At 72.3% G+C, this 19,082-nt stretch carries 16 protein-coding genes; 8 read left to right on the forward strand and 8 right to left on the reverse strand.

Annotated elements, in window-relative coordinates; all coding sequences use genetic code 11:
- Positions 1–7 precede the first annotated feature (7 nt).
- A complete protein-coding gene (locus ACIBJC_RS18465) occupies positions 8–754 on the reverse strand; it encodes an ABC transporter ATP-binding protein (protein ID WP_399293326.1) in 747 nt (248 codons plus the stop codon).
- A 174-nt stretch (positions 755–928) separates the two neighbouring features.
- Between ACIBJC_RS18465 and ACIBJC_RS18470 the strand changes: the two genes are divergently transcribed.
- The 4 genes from ACIBJC_RS18470 (at position 929) to ACIBJC_RS18485 (ending at position 9,538) form a co-directional block, all read left to right on the forward strand.
- Positions 929–4,471 (forward strand): FtsX-like permease family protein, encoded by a 3,543-nt coding sequence (locus tag ACIBJC_RS18470; RefSeq protein WP_399293329.1) that lies wholly within the window; start codon positions 929–931, stop codon positions 4,469–4,471.
- 1 nt (position 4,472) lies between these two features.
- Complete coding sequence (locus tag ACIBJC_RS18475; protein ID WP_399293331.1) at positions 4,473–7,430, forward strand: FtsX-like permease family protein; 2,958 nt, start codon at positions 4,473–4,475, stop codon at positions 7,428–7,430.
- Positions 7,427–8,431 (forward strand): ABC transporter ATP-binding protein, encoded by a 1,005-nt coding sequence (locus ACIBJC_RS18480; protein WP_399293334.1) that lies wholly within the window; start codon positions 7,427–7,429, stop codon positions 8,429–8,431. Before ACIBJC_RS18475 ends, ACIBJC_RS18480 begins: the two co-directional genes overlap by 4 nt.
- A 138-nt stretch (positions 8,432–8,569) precedes the next feature.
- Positions 8,570–9,538, forward strand: coding sequence for a hypothetical protein (locus ACIBJC_RS18485; RefSeq protein ID WP_399293337.1), 969 nt, complete (start codon positions 8,570–8,572; stop codon positions 9,536–9,538).
- 10 nt (positions 9,539–9,548) lie between these two features.
- Here ACIBJC_RS18485 and ACIBJC_RS18490 read toward each other — a convergent pair whose 3' ends face one another.
- From ACIBJC_RS18490 to ACIBJC_RS18500, 3 genes are all read right to left on the reverse strand, one after another.
- Positions 9,549–9,965, reverse strand: coding sequence for a hypothetical protein (locus ACIBJC_RS18490; protein WP_399293340.1), 417 nt, complete (start codon positions 9,963–9,965; stop codon positions 9,549–9,551).
- Positions 9,966–10,715: 750 nt separating this feature from the next.
- The gene (locus ACIBJC_RS18495; RefSeq protein ID WP_399293343.1) at positions 10,716–10,934 is read right to left on the reverse strand and encodes a DUF397 domain-containing protein; all 219 of its coding nucleotides are present in this window, start codon (positions 10,932–10,934) and stop codon (positions 10,716–10,718) included.
- The gene (locus tag ACIBJC_RS18500; protein WP_399293346.1) at positions 10,931–11,779 is read right to left on the reverse strand and encodes a helix-turn-helix domain-containing protein; all 849 of its coding nucleotides are present in this window, start codon (positions 11,777–11,779) and stop codon (positions 10,931–10,933) included. Before ACIBJC_RS18500 ends, ACIBJC_RS18495 begins: the two co-directional genes overlap by 4 nt.
- Positions 11,780–11,949: 170 nt before the next feature.
- Here ACIBJC_RS18500 and ACIBJC_RS18505 point away from each other — a divergent pair, with 170 nt between their 5' ends.
- Positions 11,950–12,609 (forward strand): ATP-binding protein, encoded by a 660-nt coding sequence (locus tag ACIBJC_RS18505; protein WP_399293349.1) that lies wholly within the window; start codon positions 11,950–11,952, stop codon positions 12,607–12,609.
- Positions 12,610–12,624: 15 nt separating this feature from the next.
- On the opposite strand, the gene ACIBJC_RS18510 is transcribed toward ACIBJC_RS18505, so the two are convergent.
- Entirely contained in the window at positions 12,625–13,551 is a 927-nt protein-coding gene (locus tag ACIBJC_RS18510) for a YDG/SRA domain-containing protein (RefSeq protein ID WP_399293352.1), read from the reverse strand.
- Positions 13,552–13,641: 90 nt separating this feature from the next.
- The gene (locus tag ACIBJC_RS18515; RefSeq protein WP_399293355.1) at positions 13,642–14,646 is read right to left on the reverse strand and encodes an SEC-C metal-binding domain-containing protein; all 1,005 of its coding nucleotides are present in this window, start codon (positions 14,644–14,646) and stop codon (positions 13,642–13,644) included.
- Between the two features lie 334 nt (positions 14,647–14,980).
- Here ACIBJC_RS18515 and ACIBJC_RS18520 point away from each other — a divergent pair, with 334 nt between their 5' ends.
- The 3 genes from ACIBJC_RS18520 (at position 14,981) to ACIBJC_RS18530 (ending at position 17,229) form a co-directional block, all read left to right on the forward strand.
- A complete protein-coding gene (locus tag ACIBJC_RS18520) occupies positions 14,981–15,301 on the forward strand; it encodes a DUF6412 domain-containing protein (protein WP_384996219.1) in 321 nt (106 codons plus the stop codon).
- Positions 15,302–15,482: 181 nt separating this feature from the next.
- On the forward strand, positions 15,483–16,262 hold the full coding sequence (locus tag ACIBJC_RS18525; RefSeq protein WP_399293358.1) for a YidC/Oxa1 family membrane protein insertase: 780 nt from the start codon (positions 15,483–15,485) through the stop codon (positions 16,260–16,262).
- A 106-nt stretch (positions 16,263–16,368) separates the two neighbouring features.
- Positions 16,369–17,229 (forward strand): fumarylacetoacetate hydrolase family protein, encoded by an 861-nt coding sequence (locus tag ACIBJC_RS18530; protein ID WP_399293361.1) that lies wholly within the window; start codon positions 16,369–16,371, stop codon positions 17,227–17,229.
- A gap of 146 nt (positions 17,230–17,375) precedes the next feature.
- Here the strand turns inward: ACIBJC_RS18530 and ACIBJC_RS18535 are convergent, their stop codons facing one another.
- Positions 17,376–17,852 (reverse strand): heme-degrading domain-containing protein, encoded by a 477-nt coding sequence (locus ACIBJC_RS18535; RefSeq protein ID WP_399293364.1) that lies wholly within the window; start codon positions 17,850–17,852, stop codon positions 17,376–17,378.
- Positions 17,849–18,949 (reverse strand): Gfo/Idh/MocA family oxidoreductase, encoded by a 1,101-nt coding sequence (locus ACIBJC_RS18540; protein WP_399293367.1) that lies wholly within the window; start codon positions 18,947–18,949, stop codon positions 17,849–17,851. Before ACIBJC_RS18540 ends, ACIBJC_RS18535 begins: the two co-directional genes overlap by 4 nt.
- Positions 18,950–19,082 lie beyond the last annotated feature (133 nt).

A 19,082-nucleotide genomic window follows, 5' to 3' on the forward strand; every position in this document is an offset into this window, starting at 1 on the left:
AACGATCTCAGCCTTCGACGATCCGGCCGTCGCTCAGCTCCACTACCCGGTCCGCCAGATCGAGCAACTGCGGGTCGTGCGTCGCGACCAGGGCCGTCACGCCCTCGCTCCGTACGACCGTCCGCAGCAGCTCCATCACCATGAGCCCGGTGTGGGCGTCCAGTTGGGCGGTCGGTTCGTCCGCGATCAGCAGGGCAGGCCGGTTCGCGAGGGCGCGGGCGAGGGCCACGCGCTGCTGCTGGCCGCCGGAGAGTTCGCCGGGGCGCTGCGCCGCGTGGTCGGTGAGGCCGACGAGGGCCAGCAGCAGCGCCACCCGCTCCTCGCGCTCGCGCGGATCGGCCCCGCGCAGCCGCAGCGGGACCCCCACGTTCTCGGCCGCGGTGAGGAGCGGGATCAGACCGAAGGACTGGAAGACGAACCCGACCCGGTCGCGGCGGAGCTCCAGCAGCCCGTCCTCGCCGAGTTGCGAGAGGTCGGCGCCGTCGACGACGATCCGCCCCCGGTCCGGCGCGTCCAGGCCGCCGACCAGGTTGAGCAGCGTGGTCTTCCCGGCCCCGGAGCGCCCTTTGAGGGCGACCAGTTCACCCCGCGCGATGTCGAGCGAGGTGCCGCGCAGCGCGTGGACGGCGGTGGCGCCCGTGCCGTACGAGCGGTGCAGGTCCTCGGCGCTGACCATCGGCCCGCCGGACCGGCCGTCCGGCTCTGCGATGGCCGGCCCCGCGGTGGTCCCGCGTGTGCTGGTGTGTTCCGTCATGGGCGCATCCCCCGAACGTTGTCGCCTGTGATGGCCGGCCCGGCCACAGTATGTGCGGGCACAGGGTAGGAGATGAGCCCGTTCTGTGTTTGGCTGGGCGCGGATCAACGGGGAAGACCTGGAAGAGAGCCGTGGCGGTTCCGGCCGAACGGCGTGCGGGTTGTCGGGGGATGCGTGACGGGGTTCGTTCTTCTGCGTGCGGCGGGGCATCGGCTGCTGCTGGCCGCCGCGCTGCTCGCCGTCGTGCTGACCACCTGTGTCCTCGCCTCCCTCACCGCGTTCTCCGGCTCCGTCGGCGATACGGCGCTGCGCGAGACCCTGCGCGGCCGGGACGCCGCTGCCGCCGCGCTCGTCGTCGGCGCGGACGTTCCGGTGGCGGGGCGGGACGCGGCGGAGCGGGCCGTGGTCCGGGGCGTGCGGGAGGCGTTCGACGGGCTGCCCGTGACCGTACGGAAGCTGGAGCGCTCGGGACCGTACGCGCTGCCCGCGTCGCTCAGGGCCGCCGCACCTCCGCTCGACGAGAAGAAGCCGGACCTGACCCACTTCGCCGCCCTGGACCGCTCCCGGATCACCCTGGTGGCGGGCGAGTTGCCGGAACCGCCCCCGGCGGGCGGCGGCGACGGCGGGAGCGAGCCCGTACCCGATTCCGGATCCGGATCCGAGCCTGTACCCGTACCCGTACCCGAGCCCGTACCCGTGGCCCTGCCCGAAGAGGCCGCCCGGCGGCTGGAGTTGGCGCCGGGTGCCCGGATCGTCCTCACCGACCGGCTGACCGACGACCGGCTGACCGTCCGGATCACCGGTGTGTACCGGGCCACCGACCCCACCGAGCCGTACTGGCGGCTGGACGCACTCGGCGGACGCGGTGTGCGCGAGGTCGACTTCACCACCTACGGCCCGCTCCTCACGGACACGTCCTTCCTCACCTCCGGCCCCGTCACCGACCTCACCACCGGCTGGCTGGCCACCGCCGACTACCGGGGCGTCACCACCGACCGGATCGACGCCCTGCGCACCGCGTCCACCCGGGTTCCCGAGCGGCTGCGGGAGGATCCGGCGCTCGGCGGGAGCGCGACGGTCGGCACCGCGCTGCCGTCCCTGCTGGACCGGACCGAGCGGGCGCTGCTGGTGTCCCGGTCCACGCTGGTGATCGTCGCGCTGCAACTGCTGCTCCTGGCCGGGTACACACTGCTGCTGGTGGCCCGGTCCCTCGCCACGGAACGGGCGGGCGAGACAGGCCTGTTGCGGGCGCGCGGCGCCTCGCGCGGCCGGCTCGCTGCCCTCGCCGCCACGGAAGCGGCGCTGCTGGCCCTCCCGGCGGCCCTCTGCGCCCCGCCGCTGGCGGCCCCGCTGACCGGCCTGCTCGCGCGCCGGTCCGCGCCCGGCGACGACGGTCCCGGCGCGGGGGCGGGCCTCGGTGACCTGCCGGCCTGGCCGGTGTGGTCCGTCTCGGCGGCGGTCGCGCTCTGCTGCGCGGCACTGGTCGTCCTGCCCGCCCTCGCCGGGGCGGCCGGCGCGGGCGAGTCGGCCGGGGCACGCGGCCGGGCCGCCGCGCTGCCCGCACCCGTACGCGCGGGCGCGGACCTCGGCCTGCTGCTCATCGCGGCCCTGGCCTACTGGCAGTTGGACCGCCAGACCGGCACGGGGGCGGGAACCGGCGCGCTCGGCAGCGACCGCGAAGGCCGCCTCGGCATCGACCCGCTGCTCGTCGGCGCGCCCGCGCTGGCGCTGCTCGCCGGTACGGTGCTGACGCTGCGGCTGCTGCCGCCCCTGGCGCTGCTCGCCGAGCGCCGCGCCGCGAGGAGCCGTGGTCTGCCCGGCGCGCTGGCCGCCCACCGCCTCGGCCGCCGGTCGCTGCGCGGCGCCGGGCCCGTCCTGCTGCTGGTCCTCGCCGTGGCGACCGGCCTCCTCGCCCTCGGCCAGAGCGCGTCGTGGGACCGGTCCCAGCGCGACCAGGCGGACTTCGCCACGGGCGCGTCGGTACGGGTCCTGGACGGCAGGCCCGCCGACCCCGGTCAGGCCGGCCTCTACGCCGCGCAGCCGGGGGTACGGCAGGCCGCCCCCGCCCACCGTACGGACGCGGGTCTCTCCGGCGGCCTGACGGCGACCGTACTCGCGCTGGACACCGCCCACGCCGAGGAGGGGATGCTGCTGCGCCCGGACCTCACCGACGAGCCGGCGCGGAGCCTGCTGGACGGGGCGGCGAACGCACCTACGGCCGGACCGGAGCCGACGGCCGGACCGGAGCCCGGGGGCCGAGCCCGGGCCCGTACCGGGATCGCGCTGCCCGACGACACCCGCCGGCTGGCCCTCGACGTACGGATCGCGGCAGGGAAGGGCGCGTCGGGCGCCCCCGCCGCCACCCTCCTGGTGGTGGTCGAGGACCGCTACGGCATCCCGTACCGGCTCAGCGCCGGACAGGTGCCCGCCGACGGCCGGTTCCACCGCGCCGCCCTCGATCTCGACCTGACCGCGGCGGGCACCCGGAGCGCCCCCGCCGGGCCGCTCCGCGTGACCGGGCTGCGGCTCGGCGGGGCGGCCCCGGAGCAGGAGTCCGAGCAACACCGGCTGACCGTAGGGCGGTTGCTCGCCACGGGAGCCGGGGGCGACGCGCGCCCGGTACCCGTCTCCGTACCGGACGAGGTGCGCTGGCGCGGCAGCGCCACGGTGACGGAGGGCTCCGCGGAGAGCGCGCCGAAAGCCCTGGAACCGACCGCGTCCGCGTCCGACCCGGGTACGTCGGGCCCGGGAACGTCGGCGCCGCTGACCGTCTCGTACCCGACCGGGCGGGCGGAGCGCGACGTCGTCGGCTACTTCGCCGTCCGGCTCGATGTCGTGGGCGCCGCCGCCCCGGAGCGGATCGCGGCCGTCGCCACCGACGGCTTCCTGCGAGCCACCGGGGCCGGGCGCGGGGACAGCGTCGATCTGACGCTGGCGGGGGAGCAGGTGCGGGTGACCATCGTGAAGACGGTACGAGCGCTGCCGACGACCGGGACGACCGAGGACCTGGAGGCGGTCGCGGGCGTGGACGGGGGAGCGGGCGGGGAAGTGGGCGCGAGCGCACCGCAGAACGCCGGTGCGCTCCTCGTCGACCTGCGGGCCGTCAACGCCGCCCTCGCCGCCCGCACCGACCGCGCCCTCGCCCCCAACGAGTGGTGGCTGAGCACCGCCCCCGGCGCCGCCGCGCAGGTCGCGTCCGCGCTGCGCGACCCCGCGGACGGGGCCGGCCCCGGCCGGGTGCTCGTACGCGACGAGACGGCGGCCGGACTGCTCGGCGATCCCCTCGGCGACGGGCCGCGCGCCGCGCTGATCGCCGTCGCACTGGTGGCCGCCGCGCTCGCCGCCGTGGGGTTCGCGGTCGCCGCCGCCGCGTCCCTGCGCGAACGGACTGCCGAACTCGCCGTGCTGCGCGCCCTCGGAGCGCCCCGCCGGAGCCTCGCCCGGCTGGTCGTGACGGAACAAGGGGTGCTGATCGGTATCGGCCTGGCCGTCGGCGCCGGGCTCGGGGCCCTGCTGACGCGGGCGCTCGTCCCGCTGACCGTGCTGACCTCGCGCGCCGACCGGCCCGTGCCCCAGGTGCTCGTGGAACTCCCGCTGCCCCAGGCGGCCCTGTTCCTCGCGGGCGTCGCGGCCGTGCCCCTGCTGATCACCGCGGCCCTGGCCGCCCGGCGCGGCGCCGACCCCGCGGTCGCGCTCCGCCACCAGGGGGACCACTGACATGACCCGTAAGGACACACCGGCCACGACAGGACCGGCCACGGCTGAATCGGCCGGAACCACCGGAACCACCGGAACCACCGGAACCTCGCGCCCCGTAGCGCCCTGGGTGCGGACTCGGCTGCGTACGGCCCCCGGGGCCGCCGCCGCCTTCGGCGTGCTCGTCCTGCTCACGGCCTTCCTCGCCGCCGCGTTCCCGAGGGCCGTCGACGCGTACGAGAGCGAGGGGCTGCGCCGCGAGATCGCCGCCGCGCCCGTGACCGACACCGTGCTGCGACTGACCGCTCCCCAGGCCGGCCTGGAACTGCCGGAGGCCGCCCGGGTCGCGCAGATGCGCCCCGACGCCCTCGAAGCCGTCCACCGGGAGGTGGCGGCGAGGCTGCCGAGCCCGCTGCGGGCCGACCTCGCCCAGTCGGCGTACGGGGTACGCACCGGCGAGGCCCTGACCGGCACGGACCGCTGGCTGCCGCGCCCCGACGCGATCCCGCCCCGCTTCACCCTGGCCACGCAGTCGGAGCTGGCCGCCCACGCCACCGTACGCAGCGGACGGCTGCCGACCGCGGGCGAAGACGGCGCGGACGCCCGTACGACGGAGCTGGAGGCGGCCGTGACCACGGCGACCGCCCGTGACCTGCGGCTGCGCGTCGGCACCGTACTCAACCTCAGCGATTCCGTCGGGACCCCGGCGCTCACCGTGACGATCACGGGTGTGGTCGACCCCCGTACCCCGAAAGGGAGTTACTGGTCCGCCGAACCGCTCCTGCGCACCCCGGGGCTGACCGCACTGCCGTCCAAGCCACCGCAGATCCGCTGGGAGGCGGGGCTCCTGCTGGCGCCCGAGGCGGCGCCCGCCCTCCTCGGCACGCGGACGGACACGCAGAAGTACTGGCGCTTCGCCCCCGCCATCGGAGAGCTGACCGCGGCGGACGCCCCGGAACTCGCACGGCTCACCGCTTCCCTCGAAGACGGCCCCGGCCTGCTGCGGATGCGGGAGATCGCGGGCGGGAACACGGTCGTGGAGACCGGCCTCGGCGCGATCGCCGGCCACCATCTCGCGACCCGCGAGGCGATCTCGCGCATCGTCGTCGTGGCGGCCTTCGGGATGGGCGCCGTCGCCGCCGTCGTCCTCACGATGGCCGGCGGTCTGCTCGCCGCGGGCCGCGCCGCCGAACTCGCCCTGCTGCGCTCGCGCGGCGGCTCCCTGCCCGGCATCGGCGGACGGCTGCTCGCCGAGACCGCCGTGATCGCGCTGCCCGCCGCCGGGGCCGCCCTGCTGCTGGCGGTGCTCGTGGTGGACGGCAACGGGAGCGATGTGCGCCTGGCGCCCGCCGTGTACGGTGCGTCCGCCGTGGCGCTGGTCGCCTGTGTGACGCTGCCGCTCCGGGCCATCATGCCCCTGCGCAGGCCGCGCGCGTACGGGGACCGCGAGGACCTCGCGGCGGCGCGGCCCAGCCGCCGCCGTACCGTCGCCGAACTGACCCTGCTGGTGCTGGCCGTGGCCTCGGTGGCGGCGCTGCGCCGCAGAGGCACATCGTCGGGCTCCTCGGGCTCCTCCGGTGGGGCGGGCGGTGCGGGCGGTGCGGGCGACCTGCTGGTGAGCGCGGCCCCCGTCCTGGTGGCGCTGATCGCCGCGCTCGTCCTCGTACGGCTGTACCCGCTGCCCCTGCGCTACGCGGCCCGTCCGGCGGCGCGGCTGCGCGGGATCGTCGGTTTCCTGGCGCTGGCGCGCGCGGGCCGGTCGTCGTCCACGGCGACGGCGGCGCCGCTGCTGGCGCTGCTCATCGCCCTGACGACGGCGGCGTTCGGCGGTTCCGTACTGGCGGGCATCACGGACGCGCGCGACCGGGCCGCGCTGCTGGCGGTCGGGGCGGACGCCCGGATCTCCACGCCGGACGACGCCGTACCGCTGCCGGCGGGCGCGGAACGGTCGGTGCGGCAGGTGGACGGCGTACGGGACGTGACGCCGGTACGGATCGACACGGCGGCGGAACCGGCGTCGCCGGACGGTGCCGGGTCCCTGTCCGAGAAGCCGGTCACCCTGATCGGCGTGGAGCCCGACGCGTACAGCCGGCTGGCCCGGCAGCAGGGCCTCGGAGCGTTCCCGGCCGGGGAGTTGACGGCGCGCGGCGCGGGCGGGGCGCTGCACGCGGTGGCGTCGCCCGCCACCGCCGAACGGCTGGGTACCGGGCCGCGCCGGATCGTCTCGGCGGCGGGCGAGATCACCGTACGGATCACCGCGGTCCGGTCCCACACCCCGGCCGCTCCCCGCACCGAGTTCCTGCTGGTGGACGCGGCGGGCCTGGCGGCGTCGGACCCGACGACGCTGCTGGTCACGGGGGAGCGGCTGAACGGGAGAGAGCTGACCGCGGCGACAAAGGCGACCCACACCACCCACACCACCCACACCACCCACACCACCCACACCACCCAGGCGACCCAGCCCACCCAGCCCACCCACACCACCCAGGTGACCCTGCTGACCGAGGAACGGGCGGCGTTCACCCCGTCGCCGCTCCAGTCGGGCGCCGAGCGGATCTACGCCGTGGCCGTCCTGGCCGGCGCGGTCTACGCGGTCATCGCCCTCCTCCTCTCCCTCCTGCACTCGGCGCGCGAACGAACCGCCCTGCTGGCCCGGTTGCGCACCATGGGCCTCACCGGCCGCCAGGGCCGTCTGCTGCTGGGCCTGGAGTCCCTGCCGCAGGCGCTGCTCGCCGCCGGGGGCGGCATCCTCGCAGGCTGGGCCACGATCCGGCTGCTGGCCCCCGGCATCGACCTGGCCCAACTCGCCCTGGGCTCCGCGTCCCAGGCCGACGGCGTGGCACTGAGCACGGACGGCTGGTCCCTGCTGCTCCCGGCGGGCGCGGTACTCCTCCTCGCGGGGGCGGTCGCCACCGGGCAGGCGTGGTGGGCGGGCAGACGCGGATCGATCACGGAGCTGAGAGCGGGAGACACACGATGACGGAACCGGCCCTGCCCCCCACCCTCACCGACCTCGAACGGCAGGCGACGGCCCACCGCGACCGCCCCTCGTACGGGCACGACGCGCTGATCACCTGCGACCGGCTGGTCCGCGTCTTCACCACGGACGGCGTGGAGGTGCAGGCCCTCCAGGGGCTCGACCTCACCGTCCAGGAGGGCGAGCTGATGGCCCTGGTCGGCGCGTCCGGCAGCGGCAAGTCGACGCTGATGAACGTCCTCGCGGGCCTGGACGTCCCCACGGCCGGCGCGGCCAGGGTCGCGGGCCGCGATCTGCTCACGATGAACGCGAAGGTCCGGCTCAACTACCGCCGTGAGGTGGTCGGTTTCGTCTGGCAGCAGACGAGCCGCAACCTCCTGCCCTACCTCACGGCCGCCCAGAACATCGCCCTCCCCATGCAACTGAGAGGCCGCCGCGCCCCACGTAACGCGCATTCATCACGGGCGAAGGCGGGAGCGAAGGCCGAGCGGACCAGGGACCTGCTGGCGATGCTCGGCGTCACCGACTGCGCCGACCGCCGCCCGCACCAGCTCTCCGGCGGCCAGCAGCAGCGCGTCGCGATCGCCGTCGCCCTGGCCAACTCCCCCTCCGTACTCCTCGCCGACGAACCGACCGGCGAACTGGACTCGGTGACGGGCGAGGAGGTCTTCGCCGCGTTCCGCCGGGCCAACGAGGAACTGGGGACGACGATCGTGATCGTCACGCACGACCAGGCGGTCGAGAACGAGGTCCGCCGTACGGTCGCGATCCGGGACGGCCGCACCTCGTCCGAGGTCCTGCGGCGTACGGAGATCGACGCGGAGGGCCAGGAGTCGGTGGTGGCCCGGGAGTTCGCGATGCTGGACCGGGCCGGGAGGCTCCAGTTGCCCACGGAGTACACGGCGGCGCTGGGCATGGAGCAACGGGTGATGCTGGAGCTGGAACAGGACCACATCCAGGTATGGCCGCAGGGCCCGCACACCGAGGACGGCCCACAGCCCTAACCGCCCCCCCACCTCGACTGCGCGCCGAGAGTCCCAAGAGGCGGAGAAAACAGACCACGGTGAGGCGTACGTGGCGTATTCTCGCCGCCTTTTCGTCACGGAGGGTAACTGGCCCGTGTTGCTGGGCAGACCAGGCTCATGCGTACACACACCGCTCCGCACACCGCCCCACTCATCGCGGCCCAGGACGGCCTCGCGACCTCGTCCCAACTCGCCGGCCTGGGCTGGGCCACCTCCACCATCTCCCGCCGCTGCGCCCCTGGCGGCCCGTGGCAACGGGTTCTCCCCCGCGTGGTCCTGCTCCAGACAAGCGCCCCGAGCCCACATCAACGCCTGCGCGCGGCATTGCTGTACGCCGGTGAGGGCGCGCTGCTCACGGGCGCGGCAGCGCTCGCGCTGTACGGGGTGCGCGCCGTGGGCCCGTCGGCGAGGCTGCGCACGGTCGACGTACTCGTGCCGCCGGGCCGCGACCCCCGCAGCCGCTCCTACGTCCGCGTCCACCGCCCGAAGAAGCCCTGCCGCTCCCTGCCGGTCTGCCGCCTGCCCTGCGCGACGCCGGCCAGGGCGGTCGTCGACGCGGTCCCGTTCCTGACCGGCCAGGCCGCGGTGACGGCCCTGCTGGCGGAGGTGGTCCAGCGGGGCCGCTGCACCCTCCAGGACCTCACGACGGCGCTGCACGCCGCCCGGCGCCCCCGGGACTCCCGGGTCGCGAGGGCGCTGGAGGGTCTGACCGCGGGGGTCCGCTCGGTCGCGGAGGCCGAAGCCCGCCGCGTACTGCGCGAGGCACTCATCGCGGACCCGCTGTGGAACCAGGACCTGCGCTTACCGGACGGCACCTTCCTCGCGCGCCCCGACGCCTACTGGCCTTACGCGGGCGTCGTGCTGGAAATCGACTCGCGGGAATGGCACCTGAGCCCGGCCGACTGGGAGCGCACGATGGCCCGCCGCAACCTCATGACCAGGTACGGACTGACCGTACTCTCGGTGTCCCCGGCTCAACTCAGGGACAACCCCGCGCAGCTCCTGGCCGCTCTCCGGGCGGCCCTGGCCAGGCCCGCCCCGACCTCTCCACCACTGGTCCGGCTCACCCACCGGCCCTCCCGCTGACGCGGCGCGCTCACTCACCCGCTGCCGCGCTCCGGACCCCGGCGGCGAGCGCCCGGACCCGCTCGGGCGGCAGGGCGGCGGGATGGCGTACGGGCGCGGGCTCACCCCGGCAGACCCCGCACTCCCCGTCACGAAGGGCCTCCGGCCGCCCCGGCGTCCGACACGTGGCACACTCCACCATCCCCACGGCAGGAGCCGACGCGGGCGGCAGGTCGGCGAGTTCGGGCGGCAACTTGGCCACCAGCCGCGACCGTACGAGCCCGGCCGGATGATGTACGGGCACGGGCAGCCCACCGGTGAGGGCCCGCAGCAGCTCCTCCTCACCGGCCCCTCGTACGAACCATTCGGCGGCCAGCGGCTCCAACTCCGCGCACTCGGCGGCGGACAAGGACAACGCGGCGCACCGGCGCCCGATGGAGGCGAGCACGGAATACCCCCGGGACCGCGCGGGCAACCGAGCCGGCCGACGCACCACGGGCTCCGCCGCCGATTCCGAGGCATCACCGGAAGGACGGGGCGTCCAGGCCCCATCATCCCGGGCGACCCGGGAGAACCACGTACGAGTGACCCACCGCCCACCGGCAGGCCCGACCACCAACTCCCGCCGCCGGAGGAGATGCCCGGCCCGCTCAAGGAAGTTCAGGGCGGTACGTAAGGCGCACTGCCCGTACTCCATCACTTTGGCCAGGGCTTTCACCGAAATATCAGCCCCGTCGGGCAGCCGGTCGATAAACCCGGCGACAGCCGCCTCACGCCCCGGCAGCAGCGCGAAGTCACCGGAAGAGGGGCCCGGTTGCCCGGCAACCGAACGCTTGCCGTACCCGGCACTGGCCATCGGGTGGGAAGCGGTGTGCAAGCGCGTCGGCGCATCACTAAACTGCGCATCAGCCAAGGGGATCGCCTACTTCGATCTCGTCGGTCAGGCCTCCGTCCGGTGCTGAGAACACCAGGCGGAGGCTGTTTTACGTCCAGGGGGCACGCTAGACGCTGCTCACCCTGAGTGGCAACTCAATCGCAAAAAGTCAACACCTGGGGCAGGGAGGGTGGGTGGGGAAACAAGAACCAACCAATCCTCACAAACAGAGCTCGACCCCCGAAGCTTGAGCCCCGACCCCCACCGGCACCCCCAAACCCCCAGCTAACCCCTCCCGACGTACAGACCCCCGACCCCCGAAGCTCAAGCCCCGAGCCGCCCACCGTCCCCGTGGTGCCGCAACGCGCCGACGAACAGATCCCACGCGCCAAGTTGCACAGCGATGTGGGGGCCCTGCGGCACCTTCGAGTCTCGGATTCCCACCTTGGCTGCTCCAGCAGCGGCTACCTCTACGCACTCGCCACCAGCACCGTTGCTGTAGCTGCTCTTCCGCCACTGGTCTCGTATGAGGGGCGAGGTCATCGAGCGTGATCCTCCATGGCTGAGTGGATCAGCGAAGCTGATCGCTGCGGGCTCAGGGCGAGCGCTCTGAGGTGGTCGAATGCCTTGGTGTAGATGCTTACATCCGAGGGGAGTTCGAGATAGACCGAGTCCGTCAGCCCCTCCCGATACACCACGTCGGGATCCTCTTGCTCCGGGAAGCCGAGCACGGTGAAGGGGCCGGTGCTCGGGTAGGCCCCTGCGTCGTAGGGCAGCACCTGCACCGTTACATTCGGCAGCTTCACCACTTCCAGCATACGTTCGAGTTGGCGGGCCATTACCTGGTGGTTTCCGATGACTTGCATGACCACGCTCTGGTGCACAACGGCCCAGACATCAGGCGGATTCGCCTGGGTGAGAAGTTCTTGGCGTCGCATGCGGACGTCGACGAGGCGTGGGATCTCGCTGTGCGGGAGGTCGGGTGTGACGCGGCTCAGTTCAGAGGTGTACTCGGCCGTCTGCATGAGGCCAGGGACGAACTCGCCCTGGTAGGCGCGCAGACTGCTGGCAGCCTGTTCGAGTCCCACGTACACGGAGAACCATGAGGGAACGGCACTGCCGTGCGCATGCCACCACCCCTTGGTCTTCGACTGCTTGGCAAGAGACTTCAGCAGCTCGCGCAACTCGTCCGACGTCCCGTAGAACCGGCACAGCGCGTCGACGTCGGACGGTTGTACCCGCCCCTGCCCCGTCTCCAGCCGGTTGACCTTGGAACCGCTCCAATCGAGCTCCTTGCCGACTTGATTGCAGGTCAGGGCGTGTTCTTCACGCAACTTCTTGAGCTCGATCGCCAGCCGTCGACGCCGTGCAGTAGGTGATCCGGCCACTTCAACTCCTCGTGAGACAGGGGAGGTTCCATCCCATCTGAAAGAGGGGGGCCCGCCAATCACTCGTTGGAGGGAATCCCCCCGTGCATATTGCATAACGGGACGCGCGAGTGTCATCCTCACACACAGCGCGTAACTGTGCGCACACAGAACGGCGGAAGGTGAGGCTCATGTCCACTGACCATCACGACTGCATGCAGAGAAAGCCATGGGAGGTCCCGTTCCTGGCTGAACCGAGAGAGGTCGCCGGCCTGCGTCGGGTGCTCCACATGCACATGGGGTTCTGGGGATTGCCGGAGATCATCGCCCCGGCTCAGATCTGTGTCAGCGAGATGGTCACCAACGTCATCAGGCACGTGGGCGAAGGGACGCCGACGACGCTCGCGGTCTCGATACAGGGCACCCGTGTGCGCCTCGAACTCCGCGACCCGGACGCCCGCGCCTTTCCCGCTCTGCTCGCACCTGACGATGACGCGGAGTCCGGGCGCGGGATGCTGCTGGTGGACGAGCTCGCGGACCGTTGGGGAGTCGTGCTCCGCCCGGACGCAAAGATTGTCTGGTGCGAACTGGCTACGACGCTGACGTCACCGTCAGGCCACACGGGCGGCTCCCGAGTTACCCGAAGTGAAGCTCTCCTGGCGTCTTATGCGGTAAGGCGCCCCCTGGGTACCGAAGCGGGCAGTCCGCTCTCGGTCGCCGTGGCGGAAGAGGTCGCGATCGACATGATCACCGACCTCCTCCACTGGCTACGAGCCCACGGCTGCGACCCGGACGAAGCTCTTGACCGCGCTCAGACGCACTACGAAGCCGGGTTGGTGGATTTGTGGTGATATTGACCTAAATGGCTACGCGAGCCGATCGCCCCAGCGCGCGCGATGCTTTCTGATGAATTCGACACCTATTTCGTGCCCTTTTACGCGCTTTAGTTCTGTGACGAACTTTTGCGTAAGGCTGTCGATCACCTCGAACGAGTCGGTGATGAGGAGAGCGCCCCGGTCGAATCGGGCATGGCAATTTGGGCAGAGGCATAGGACGTTCTGAGAAATGTCTTTCCCGAAGTGGGGCTTCCCCACCGCCTGAATGTGCGCTGCTTCGCTATATGCCTCACCTGTGGGCGAGACAATGAGGCGGTTGGTGCAGATCTGGCACGTATTGTCATGGAGGCTCTTGATGTTGCGTGCCACACTCGAATCACGCACAAGTCGATTTTGTTGGATGTATCGACGTACTTGCTCTTCGAAGTCGGTGTCTTCGTCTGCTGCGGGATCTACTGGCTGGGGTGGGATTTTCTCGTCTTGAGTGATCTTGAGGAGTCGAAACTGGCAGATACTGAAACCTTCTTGACCGAAGGTCATCCAATGGTCTGCCACGCGGTAGAGCCCGCGGTAACGATAACCGCCCATGGCTCGACGTCGTGTTTTTCCTCTGATGTCGAGACCTTCAATCACCCGAACGGGGAGACCGCGGGCCTGGGAGACGACCAAGGCGGCATTGCCGTCCTCGGTGATTGATTGGTCGGATACCATTCGGCCAGTTTCTCGATCGCGTCCCCCCTCGCCGGTGTATTTGATCTCGTCGCCTTCGTCGGCGTCGTCAATGTATCCACCGGATAGGACGATGGAGTCGGCACCTGTTTTCGCTGTTCCAGAGATTCCTTGGCCACTGAAGCGATGTAGCCCGTGTTCGTGAAGATCTTTGTGGCCTTTGAACCAATCCCCCTCGGCGACACCATCTGGGGTACCAAACTCAGCTTGCTTCGACTCACTCGGCATAGGTCATGGTCTCACTATGTGGTTCCAGGGTTCCATGTTGTTTCTTGCCCGATCGAATCGGGCAAAAGGGGCAGTCTGGCCCTGTGGCCTTCAGGAAGCCGCCCCGTGGCACTCCCGGTAAGCCTTCGTCGAGCCGCACCAGCACGCCGCGTTGCGGGATGGCGGCCACGGGGTGGCTCGGCCTCGGGCGGCCAGGGTGGTGGCGTATTGGGGGAGCAGGGCCGGGTGGGTGGGGGAGGACTGTTCCGAGGCTGCGAAGGCTTCGTACGAGGGGACCGTGGCCGTGACGATGCCCAGGTTGGGGGTGCCCGCGGCGGCGAGGTCGCGGAGGGCGGATTCGATCTGGGCCAGGTGTGCTTCGTGCGAGGGGTACTCGGCGGCGAGGGAGGGGTACGCGGCCAGGAGTTCGGAGAGTTCCTGGGCCGGCCAGTGCAGGAGTGCCACCGGGAAGGGGCGGGACAGGGCGGTGCGGTAGGAGCCCAGTTCGGCGCGGAGGCGGGTGATCTCGGCCTGGAGTTCGTCCGGGTTGTCGGAGCCCAGGGCCCAGAGGCGCTTCGGGTCGTGGAGTTCGTCGAGGGGGACGGCGGCCGGATTGACGCGGTCGGCCAGGGTGTCCCAGTCGTCGTGGTCCAGGCCCAGCAGGCGGCGGACGCGGTGGCGGCCGATCAGGAGGGACTGGGTGGGGTACGGGACCTCCTCGCCCGGGGAGAGGAGCAGTTCCAGGGCCGTGGTGAACGAGTCGTGGGCCGCTTCCAGCTCGTCGTGGGACTCCAGGGTCTCCGCCACGATCTCCCACGGCGCCGGGTCCAGCGGGGCCGCGGTGCGCAGGCCGTCGATGATCGCCCGGGCCTCCGCCTCGTGACCGTACTCCCAGAGGTTCGCGGCCTGGAGCGCCTTCACGAGGTGGGGGTGGTCGGGGGACGCCGCGAGGACGGAGTCGTAGAGGCCGGTGGCACGGTCGCGGTCGCCGGCCAGTTCCAGGTGGGCCGCCGCGCGCAGGAGCAGGGGCTCGTGGTCCTCGGGGTACCGGGCAGCGGTGCGCAGCAGGCGCTCGGCTTCCGTGGTGTGGTCGGCAGGCAGCATGTCGGGGCGCATGGTCCACACCGTACTGCCGTACCGCGCGGGGGTGGAGGGGAAGGGGAGGGGAAGCGAAGGGGGTACGGGAACGGCCTGGTGGGAGGGTTTGGGGGGTGGCCGTCGCGCCGGTGCGCGCCCTCCCCGTTCCGTCCCGTCGCGCGGGCTTCGGGTGGCCGGTCCCGCCGGACGCCGGTACGGCTACGGGCCGGCCTCGCCGGTCGCCGGTACGCACCCGTCTCCTCCGGCACCGTCCCCGGTTCTGTCGTTCTTCTGTACGATCCGGCGCCCGCGGCCCATCGTGTATAACGAAGGGGAAGTGGTGGACGGAGCGAGCGACGGAGGAGGCAGGCTTATGGTCCGCAGTGCGCTGCGCCTGTTGCGCCCGGCCCTTCTCCTGGTCTTCCTCCTCGCCGAGTTCCTGCTCCTCGACGCGAGCAGCCTCTCCGCCGCCGTCGCGCTCGCCGCGACCGCCACCGCCGCCGCGGGCTCCGCCCTCGTCGTCTGCGCCGTGATCACCGCGCGCTCGGTGCCCGCACACCCTCCGCACCGGGTACGGACGGCCATCCGCGACCGCGAGCAGCGCACCGCCTTCCTGCCCCAGCGCGATCCCGACGCCTCGGGCCGCACCAGGCCCCGAGCCCCCGGCCGTTCTCTGCCGACGGCCTTCGCGTAGGGGCACACCCCGCCACCGTTCTCTCTCCGGGTACCCCGCGCCGGTCGTCACGCCCCGCTGCGCCGCCGCGCCTCGATATCTCGATGCCTTGATATCTCGATGCCTTGAAGCCGAGTCGAGCCGAGTCGAGCCGCGGTGTCAGCCATTCGTCCGGCACGCCGAGACCCCCGGAGGGCTCACCTTGTCCGCGTTCATGTCCGTATTCGCCCACCTCGTCGGGCAGCTCGCCGATCTGCTCCAGCCGCTGTTCCACGCGGGCGCCGCCGCTGCGGCGATCGTCCTGTTCACCGCGTGCGTACGGCTCGCGGTCCATCCCCTGTCGCGGGCCGCCGCCCGAGGGCAGAAGGCCCGTACGAAGCTGGCGCCGCAGATCGCCGAACTGCGCAAGAAGCACGGCAAGAACCCCGAGCGCATGCAGAAGGCGCTCATGGAACTGCACACCAAGGAGAAGGTCTCGCCGCTCTCCGGCTGCCTGCCGAGCCTGGCGCAGATGCCCGCGTTCTTCCTGATGTACCACCTCTTCTCCAGCCGGGAGATCGGCGGCGAGGCCAACGAACTCCTCGGCCACTCCCTCTTCGCCGCGCCCCTCGGCGACCGCTGGACGCACGCGCTCGCCGACGGTGGGGTTCTCGGCGGCGCCGGGCTCGTGTACCTGGGGCTCTTCGCGATCGTCGCCGGTGTCGCCACCTTCAACTACCGGCGTACGAAGATCCAAATGGCGAACGCGCCCGCGATTCCGGCGGGCCCGGACGGACAGCAGGCCCCCGGGGCCGGTGCGATGACCGCGATGACGAAGATGATGCCGCTGATGTCCTTCGCGACGCTCTTCACCGTCGCCGTCGTGCCGCTGGCCGCCGCGCTGTACGTGGTGACGAGTACGACCTGGACGGCCGCCGAGCGGTACTTCCTCTACCGGGACGCGCCGGTCGCGGGCGCGCTCGCCCCCGGCACCGCGATGTGAGGGGCGACCGGCCGGGCGTCCACGGGGTGGTCGGGGTCTTGCCCCGGCTCCCGCGTAATGATCGGATGTATCGCAGACCGGGCCGACCAGAGGGAGATCAGAGACCATGAAGCTGCTGCGTGTCGGTACGGCGGGGGCGGAGCGCCCGGCGCTGCTCGACCAGGACGGGACGACCCTCCGGGACCTGTCCGGGCTGGTCACGGACGTCGACGGGGCGCTCCTCGCCGACGAAGCCGCGCTGGAACGGATCCGTCGGGCCGCCGCATCCGGCGAGCTGCCCGTGCTCGACGGCGCCGGGACGCGCGTCGGACCGCCGCTCGGGCGGATCGGCAAGATCGTGTGCATCGGGCTGAACTACCACGACCACGCCGCCGAGACCGGTGCCGAGATCCCCGCCGAACCGATCATCTTCTTCAAGGCGCCGGACACAGTGATCGGACCTGACGACACGGTTCTCGTTCCCCGGGGCAGCCTGAAGACCGACTGGGAGGTCGAACTCGCCGTCGTCATCGGGCGGACCGCGCGCTATCTGGACTCGGCGGAGGACGGGCTCGCGCACGTCGGCGGGTACGCCGTCGCGCACGACGTGTCCGAGCGCGCGTTCCAGATCGAGCGCGGCGGTACGTGGGACAAGGGCAAGAACTGCGAGACGTTCAACCCGCTCGGGCCCTGGCTGGTGACCTCCGACGAGGTGGGCGACCCGCAGGCGCTCGGCCTCAGGCTCTGGGTCAACGGGGAGCTGAAGCAGGACGGGACGACCGCCGAGCAGATCTTCGGGGTCGGGGAGGTCGTACGGTACGTCAGCCAGTTCATGACCCTGTACCCCGGCGACGTGATCAACACCGGGACCCCGGCGGGCGTGGCGATGGGCCGGCCGGAGCCCAAGCCGTATCTGCGGGCGGGGGACGTGGTGGAGCTGGAGATCGACGGGCTGGGGCGGCAACGGCAGGAGCTGAAGGACGCCTGACGGGAGCGGTGGCCGGGCGTACGGGTACGGCGGTACGCCGCCCTACCCGTACGCCGCCCTACCCGTACGCCGCCCTACCCGTACCCCGCCCTACCCGTACCCCGCCCTACCCGTACGCCGCCCGGCAGCTCCGCCCCGGCGGCGCCTCAGCCGCGCAGCTGCTCCAGTGCTTCCACCACCAGCGCGTGGTCCTCGACCTGCGGCAGGCCCGAGACCGTCACCGTGCCGATGACGCCCGCGCCCTCCACCGCGATCGGGAACGAGCCGCCGTGTGCCGCGTACCGGTCCGGGTCCAGGCGCGAGGACTCCTCGAACGTGGTCCCCTTGGCGCGGCAGCGCGCGCCGACCAGCAGCGAGGCGGCCCCGTACCGCTCCACGACCCGGCGCTTGCGGTCGATCCACGCGTCGTTGTCCGCCGTCGAGCCCGGCAGCGCGCAGTGGAAGAGCTGCTGTGCGCCCCGGCGGATGTCGATCGCCACCGGCGCGCTCCGGGCGCGCGCCAGCTCGACGAGCAGCGTGCCGAGCGCCCAGGCATCGTCGTAGGTGAAGTGGGGGAGCGTCAGGCGGGCTTCCTGGGCCTCCAGTTCGGCGACCGTGGGCGTGGTGTTCGCGGGGGTGGTCATGAGTGCGGGGCCTCCAGGGTGATCGCGGTGCCCTCGTGCGCCGAACGCACCGCCGCTTCCAGGACATCGAGCGTCGCCGCCGCCTCGTACGCCGTCACCGGCGGCGGTGTGCCGTCGCGCAGCGCGGCGGCGATCGCCGCGTAGTACGCCGGGTAGTCGCCCGGTTCGGTCTCCACCGGGTGGCCGCCGCCGGTCAGCGGCGAGTCGCCGGCGCCGAGCCGGCCCCACAGCGACTCCGGCTCCAGGCCCCAGCCCGCAGCCCGGCCCCCGCCAGGACGACGGCCCTCGCGCAGATCCGCCTCCTGGGGGTCGAGGCCGTACTTCACATAGCCCGCCTTCGAGCCCAGCACCCGGTAGCGCGGGCCGAGTTGGGCCGTAGTGGCGCTGGCGTACAGATGCGAGCGGACGCCGTTCGCGTGCGTGAGCGCGATGAACGTGTCGTCGTCGGTCTCGGCGCCCGGACGCCGTACGTCCGCCTCCGCGTAGACCCGTACCGCCGGACCGAAGAGCACCAGCGCCTGGTCGACCACATGGCTGCCCAGGTCGTACAGCAGCCCGCCGATCTCCTCCGGGGCGCCCGACTCGCGCCAGCCGCCCTTGAGTTGGGGCCGCCACCGCTCGAAGCGGGACTCGAAGCGCTGTACGTCGCCGAGCCGGCCGGTGCCGAGGAGGCGGGTGAGGGTGAGGAAGTCGTTGTCCCAGCGGCGGTTCTGGAAGACGGAGAGCAGCAGCCCGCGCTCCTCGGCCAGCGCCGCGAGTCCGCGCGCCTCGGCGGCGGTGCCCGCGAGCGGCTTGTCCACGACGACCGGCAGACCGGCCTTGAGCGCGGCCGTCGCGATCGGGACATGCGTCCGGTTGGGGGAGGCGATGACGATCAGGTCCAGCTCGTCCGCCCGCTGCCACAGCTCTTCCGGTGTCGCCGCGAACCGTACGTCCGGGAACTCGGCGCGCGCCTGGGCCCGGCGCTCCTGGGCGGCGGTCACGACCGTGTCGAGGACGAGTCCTTCGGTGGCGGCGATCAGCGGGGCGTGGAAGACGGAGCCCGCGAGGCCGTAGCCCACGAGTCCGACGCGCGGAGGGGTGCCGGTACCAGTCATGCATCCACTTAAGCAACGGTGTTTCCAAAGTGCAAGACCGGTGGACAATGGCGGTGTGAGCAGAAGAACGGGGACCGGCGCGGGCAGGGGCGGGGAGACGAGGATGGGCACGGGGATGAGGACGGAGACGAGG

The sequence above is a fragment of the Streptomyces sp. NPDC050509 genome, assembly GCF_044457965.1.
In the GTDB taxonomy this organism is placed as follows: domain Bacteria; phylum Actinomycetota; class Actinomycetes; order Streptomycetales; family Streptomycetaceae; genus Streptomyces.